The organism is Synechococcus sp. CCAP 1479/10 (assembly GCF_019038515.1).
In the GTDB taxonomy this organism is placed as follows: Bacteria; Cyanobacteriota; Cyanobacteriia; order PCC-6307; family Cyanobiaceae; genus Cyanobium.
Genome location: NZ_JAFKRJ010000015.1, coordinates 1 through 5,874 on the forward strand (window position 1 = coordinate 1; position 5,874 = coordinate 5,874).

At 70.9% G+C, this 5,874-nt stretch carries 6 protein-coding genes and 1 pseudogene; 2 read left to right on the forward strand and 5 right to left on the reverse strand.

Going from position 1 to position 5,874, the window contains the following annotated elements:
- Positions 1–235: 235 nt before the first annotated feature.
- The 4 genes and pseudogenes from mtnC to KUG39_RS05205 form a co-directional block, all read right to left on the reverse strand.
- On the reverse strand, positions 236–967 hold the full coding sequence (gene mtnC, locus KUG39_RS17740; protein WP_502988635.1) for an acireductone synthase: 732 nt from the start codon (positions 965–967) through the stop codon (positions 236–238).
- Positions 968–997: 30 nt separating this feature from the next.
- A pseudogene (mtnB, locus tag KUG39_RS17745) lies at positions 998–1,585 on the reverse strand (methylthioribulose 1-phosphate dehydratase); the annotation flags it as partial.
- A 61-nt stretch (positions 1,586–1,646) separates the two neighbouring features.
- The gene (locus KUG39_RS05200) at positions 1,647–2,495 is read right to left on the reverse strand and encodes a DNA-formamidopyrimidine glycosylase (RefSeq protein WP_216913353.1); all 849 of its coding nucleotides are present in this window, start codon (positions 2,493–2,495) and stop codon (positions 1,647–1,649) included.
- A 43-nt stretch (positions 2,496–2,538) separates the two neighbouring features.
- Complete coding sequence (locus KUG39_RS05205; RefSeq protein WP_094587464.1) at positions 2,539–2,748, reverse strand: photosystem I reaction center subunit IV; 210 nt, start codon at positions 2,746–2,748, stop codon at positions 2,539–2,541.
- Positions 2,749–2,876: 128 nt separating this feature from the next.
- Between KUG39_RS05205 and KUG39_RS05210 the strand changes: the two genes are divergently transcribed.
- Entirely contained in the window at positions 2,877–3,920 is a 1,044-nt protein-coding gene (locus tag KUG39_RS05210; RefSeq protein WP_216913356.1) for a hypothetical protein, read from the forward strand.
- 60 nt (positions 3,921–3,980) lie between these two features.
- A complete protein-coding gene (locus KUG39_RS05215) occupies positions 3,981–5,477 on the forward strand; it encodes a RecQ family ATP-dependent DNA helicase (RefSeq protein ID WP_190610813.1) in 1,497 nt (498 codons plus the stop codon).
- Between the two features lie 22 nt (positions 5,478–5,499).
- On the opposite strand, the gene KUG39_RS17255 is transcribed toward KUG39_RS05215, so the two are convergent.
- Positions 5,500–5,874, reverse strand: a 375-nt coding sequence (locus tag KUG39_RS17255; protein WP_502988634.1) for a DUF8654 domain-containing protein, incomplete at its 5' end; no start/stop codon positions are given.

Sequence of the window (5,874 nt, forward strand, 5' to 3'; positions counted from 1 at the left end):
CGAACTCGGTTGTGAAACGCAGCAGCGGCGACGATAGTTGGGGGGTAGCCCCCTGCGAAAATAGCTCGATGCCAGGTAAAACTTCTGTCCCCTTAGGGGGGCAATGAGGAGAAGCCACCCGAGGAGGGTGGCTTTTCTGTTGGCGTTTTTTGTGGCTGCAGCCCCAACCCCTGCCGATGGTTCTGTCGTGACATGGCGTCGTCGCTTTCGTCCTTGCTCCTGTCGCTGAGCAGGATCAGACGTTGATCTGCGCCAGGCTGGTGATCGCCTCGAAGGGGCCGGAATCCTGTTCCGGGTTGTCCTGGCGCCGGCTGAAGCGTGTCGCCATCCCGGCGGCTCGGGCGGCTTCCAGCTCGGCCCTGACATCACTCACAAAAAGAATCGCCCTGGGCTCCAGGCCCATGGCGGCAGCGATGGCCCGGTAGCTGGCGGCATCTCCCTTGGTCCCGGTGCTTGTATCGAACCAGTGGCTGAACAGGCCGCTGAGATCGCCGGCGTTGCTGTGGCGGTAGAGGAGCTTCTGGGCCTTCACCGATCCTGAGGAGTAGACGGCCAGCTCCAGCCCTGCCCGGCGCCAGGACCGCAAGACCGGGGGCACATCCTCGAACAGGGGGCAGCGCAGTTCGCCGCTCGCATACCCCTGATCCCAGATCAGGCCTTGCAGCTCCTTCAGGGCCGGCAGCTTGCGGTCCTGATCGATCAGCTCCTGAAGGAACCGAACTCTCCTGATGTGGCTGACTGTCTCGCCTTGGTTGCTGTCGTTTCCGGTGGCTGCCATGGCCGCATCGATGGCCTCGATCAGCGGGGCCAGTGCCGGCTCATCGGACGCCGCCAGCAGAAAGCCATCCAGCCGCTCACGGGCGTAGGGGAAGAGCACCTTGCTCACGAAGGGCACCGGGCAGGTGGTGCCTTCAATGTCGAGCAGCACGGCCCGGATTCCGCTGGCCTTGGGATGCCGCTGGCCCACGGCCTCGAGCAGCAGCCGGCGCCAGCGCTGCTCCAGCAGCCACTCCAGGATCTCCAGGTGTCGCCGGGCTTCGGCGAGGTCGCGCCCCCAGGCGTAGAGACCATGGCCGCCGATCAGCAGGCCGTGGGGAGCGTCCACGAGCAGCGGGCCGGCGGCGGCACTGAGCCGCGCCAGGTCCTGGTCGTTGGCCAGCACCGGCAGTGTTACCCGGTGGCAATGACTGTCGATGCCCGCCAGTCCCTTGAGCATTTCCAGGCCCTGCAGCGGCAGGGATCCCGCGTCCGTCCCCTCCCCCAGGCACCAGTCGGAGAGCAGGGTGGCCGCGTGGGAATGGGTGTGCAGCACGGCGCCCGCGCCGGTGCGGGCCACGATTTCCAGATGCAGCAGGGTCTCGGCGCTGGCCCGACCCTCGCCCGCCATCACCTGCCCATGGGCGTCCACCTGGATCAGGGCCTCCGGGGCGACCGTGCCCTTGTCGACGCCGCTGGGGGCCATCAGCAGAACCAGGGGGTCGCGCGAGAGAACGCAACTGAAATTGCCGCCGGTGCCGTCGCACCAGCCGCGGGCGTGGACGGCCGCCATGGTCTGGCTGAGCTGTTCGGCGAGGGCGCTGGTCACGCGGGCTTGGGAACGAAGGGAATGGCTGGCGAACGAAGCGATGACGGGGACGCGCCCCTGGTCAGCTCTGGCAGCAGGGGCACCAGTGGCTGCTTCGCCCCCCCAGCTTCTCGCGCAGGATCACCGTGCCGCAACGGCGGCAGGTTGACCCGCCGCGGCGATACACCCAGGCCTGGCCGCCGTAGTTGCCATTGGTGCCCTGCAGGTCCCGGAAATCACTGAAGGTGGTGCCACCGGCGCCGATGCTGGTCTCGAGCACCTCCACCAGGGAGAGGCGCAGCCGCTCCAGGCGGCTCAGCGGCAGACGGCCGCTGGGCGTCTGGGGCAGGATCCCGGCCGCGAACAGGGATTCATCGGCGTAGATGTTGCCCACCCCCGCCACCAGCGACTGATCGAGCAGGGCGTTCTTGATCGGCCGCCGTGAGCCCTTGAGCCGCTGGCGCAGGTAGGCGCCGGTGAACTCTGCCCCGAAGGGTTCGGGGCCAAGACGCCGCAGACCGCCCATCACCTCCTCATCGTCGACACCGGGCGGCACCCACCACATCTGGCCGAAGCTGCGGGTGTCGACGAAGCGCAGTTCCTCTCCGCCCCCGCTCCAGACCCTCACCCGGGTGTGGGGGCAGGGGGGACGGTCCTCGGCCAGCCAGAGAAACTGGCCGGTCATGCGCAGGTGCACGCCCCAGCGGCCCGCGGGGCTGCCGTCCGGGGCTTCGAGATCGGCCAGGAGGTACTTGCCGCGGCGGTGCCACCGGCCAATGCAAAGGCCCCGAAGAGCCCTGCAGAAATCGGCAGGCTCTTCGGGGCTGGCGATGGCGCGGGGTCGAAGCACCTCGACGCGGTCGATGATGAGACCGGACGTCTGGTGTTCAAGCCCCCGGCGTACGGTTTCGACCTCCGGGAGCTCGGGCATGCCCGGGATCGTAGGGCCGGGCGTGGCGGGCCAGGAGCGAAGCTCAGGCCTTGACGAGCTCGCTCTCGGCGAAGTTGTTGGTGTTGATGCCGCCGTCGGAACCGCTGTAGCCGTTGTAGTTCACCTTCTCGAAGCGAACGACGACCGGGTAGCGGATGCCGGAGGTGTCCACGGACGCCACGGTGCCCACTTCGTTGTACCAGTAGGACTCGGGACGCTTGATCCGTACTTTGTCGCCGCGGGAGATGGCCATCGCTGGGCTGGAAGGTCGGGTGGTCTGCGGAGCGACACTACCGGCGATCAGGGGCCCGTGCCCGGGCGATGTCACGGTTCGTTGCCGGCCCCGTGGCAGCATCCCCGCACACACCGCCGGCCCCGCCGATGGTCCCGTCCATGGCCCTGCCCGAGGCCCCCCAGCTGCGCCTGGATCTGCCCGATCCGGAGAGCGACACCCTCAGCACGGTGGAGTTCCTGGCCCGGCTGGAGGAGGCCTGGGCCGTCTGCGACCGTTTCGACCTGCAGACCGAAATCTGGCGGGGCCGGATCCTGCGTTCGGTGCGCGACCGGGAACGCCGCGGCGGCGAAGGGCGTGGCACCGGCTTCCTGCAGTGGCTTCGGGAGCGGGAGATCAGCAAGACCCGCGCCTACACCCTGATCCAGCTGGCGGAATCGGCCGACGGCCTGGTGGGCGAGGGCCTGCTGGAGGAGGCCAGTGTCAACAACTTCTCCAAGCGGGCCTTCCTGGAGACGGCCCAGGCGGACCCGGAGGTCCAGCTGATGATCAGCGAGGCGGCCAACGAGGGGCAGCAGATCACCCGCAAGCAGGTGCGCCGGCTCACCGATGAGTTCACCGCCGCCACCAGCCCCCTGCTGCCGGAGGAGATCCGCCAGCGCACCGCCGACAACCTGCTGCCTCCCCGTGCCGTGGCGCCCCTGGTGCGGGAACTGGCCAAGCTGCCGGAGGAGCAGCAGGACGACCTGCGTCGCGTGCTGCGGGATGAACCGGAGCTGGAGCGGGTCAAGGATGTGACCCTCACGGCCCGCTGGCTCAGCAAGGCGGCCGAGGCGGGCCTGGCGGTGCGGGCCTTCCAGCAGGGGAACCTCGACCTGGAGAAGGCCCTGCAGGAGGCCCAGCGCCTCGATGCCCTCGGCCTCCTGGCCGATGCGGTCGGCCAGGCCCAGGCCCTGGAGAGCGCCGTGCTCAAGCTCCACACCAGCTGGCGCCGGCTGGGGGGCCTGCAGGAGCGGCTCTGGGTGGAGAGCGGCAGCAGCACGCCCCATCTGCGGGAGCTGCTCACCGTGCTGCAGAGCCTCAGCGGCACCACCATGCGGGTGTCCCTGGGGGAACTGGCCGGGGGCAAGCGGGTGCGCCTCCAGCTGGTGGAGGAGTCCCCCGACCAGCTGGAGCCGCCCCCGCTGCAGTGAAGAGTCGCCCCCTATATCTGGTGGGAGCTAGGGTCTGGCGGTACCAGCGGTGGAGTGAGCTTGGGGGCCGATCCCCTCACCGAGAGCCTGCAGCGCCATTTCGGCTGGGAGAGCTTCCGGCCCGGTCAGCGGCCGGTGGTGGAGGCCCTGCTCGCCGGCCGCGACTGCCTGGCGGTGCTGCCGACCGGTGCCGGCAAGTCGCTCTGCTTCCAGCTTCCCGCCCTGGTGCGGGACGGCCTTGTGGTGGTGATCTCCCCCCTGGTGGCCCTGATGCAGGACCAGGTGAGCCAGCTGCAGGCCCGCGGCATCCCGGCGGCCTGCCTGCACCGGGGCCTGGATCCGGGGCAGCGCCGCCAGCTGCAGCAGCGCCTGGCGGCCAACCGGCTGCGCCTGCTCTACCTGGCCCCCGAACGGGCCCAGGCGGAGGCCACCCGCCAGCTGCTCGACGAGGCCCTGGAGACCGGCCGGCTGGTGGCCCTGGCGGTGGACGAGGCCCACTGCATCAGCGCCTGGGGCCATGATTTCCGCCCCGACTACCGGCGCCTGGGCCAGCTGCGGGCGCTGTGCCCGGGCGTGCCGCTGGTGGCCCTCAGCGCCACCGCCGCCCCCCAGGTGCGGGCCGACATCATCCGTCTGCTGCAGCTGCGGCGCCCCCTGGTGCAGGTGCGATCGGCCCGCCGCGGCAACCTCGCCTACACGATGCGGCGGCGCCCCGCCGATCCCCTGACGGAGGTGGTGGCGGCGATCGGCGAGGCCCGTGGGGCGGTGCTGATCTATGCCCGCACCCGTCGCTCGGTGGAGCAGTGGGCCGCGCGCCTGACGGCGGCCGGGGTGGAGGCGATCGCCTACCACGCCGGCATGGACCCCGAGAGCCGCCAGCTGGCCCTGCGCCATTTCCAGGAGCATCCCGCCCCGGTGCTCGTGGCCACCGTCGCCTTCGGCATGGGGGTCGACCGGCCGGACGTCGGGCTGGTGCTGCATCTCGACCTGCCCGCCAGTGCCGAGGGCTATCTGCAGGAATCGGGGCGGGCCGGCCGCGATGGGCAGCCCGCCCGTTGCCTGGTGCTCTTCGATCCGGCCGATCGCACCAGCCTGGGCTGGGCCATGCGCTCCGCCGGCCAGCAGCTTCCCCCCGACCAGCGGCTGCTGGAGCGCCACCGGCTCGAACTGGCCCAGCAGCAGCTGCGGCGCATCGAGGCGGTGGCCGAAGGGGAGGGTTGCCGGGAGCAGGCCCTGCTGCTGGCCGTGGGGGAGATCTCCCCACCCTGCGGCCGCTGCGACAACTGCCTCTCGGCCCGGTCCAGCAACGACTGGGCCCCGCAGGCAGCCGTGCTGCTCTCCGCCCTGGAGGACCGCAGCGGCCGCGACCTGCGCAGCCTGGCCGAGGACCTGGCCGGTGCCCACGGGGAGGAGGAACCCTCCTGGGCCTGGCTGGCCCGCCGGCTGGTGCAGGAGGAACTGATCAGCGAGAGCGATGACGGGGCCCAGCGCCTGTACCTGCGCCCGGTGGGCCGCAGTTACCTGCGGGATCCCTGGCCCCTGCGCTGGTCGGCCTGAAGCGTCAGCCCCAGGCCGCCGCTCAGCTGCGGGCCTTGCAGAGGTCGGAGACCAGCTGCTGCTCGAAGTCGGCCTGGGGGTCGTCCCAGCTCTTCCACTGCCCGGCCTGGCTGGTGGCATTGAGCTTGCGGGCGCTGCAGTTGACGGCCAGATAGAGGGATTCCCCCTGGGAATTGAGGGTGGGGGCCACCATGCTGCCGCCCATCGGCTGCCAGTTGGCCCAGTCCACCTGCAGGGGGCCGTAGTTGCGCCAGTCCGGCTTGCCGGGGGTGGCGGTGCTGGCGGGCCGGGGGGCGGCCGCCACCGTGGCGGGCTGGGGTCGGGGCGTTGGTGCCGGGGTGGCCCGGGCGACGCTGGGGGCGGGGCGGCTGGCGGCGGGAGTCTGTGCCGGAACTGG

Coding starts and splice junctions, on each gene's coding strand:
- KUG39_RS05200 (WP_216913353.1), bottom strand. CDS start 2,495: ATGCCCGAGCTCCCGGAGGTCGAAACCGTACGCCGGGGGCTTGAACAC.
- KUG39_RS05205 (WP_094587464.1), bottom strand. CDS start 2,748: ATGGCCATCTCCCGCGGCGACAAAGTACGGATCAAGCGTCCCGAGTCC.
- KUG39_RS05210 (WP_216913356.1), top strand. CDS start 2,877: ATGGTCCCGTCCATGGCCCTGCCCGAGGCCCCCCAGCTGCGCCTGGAT.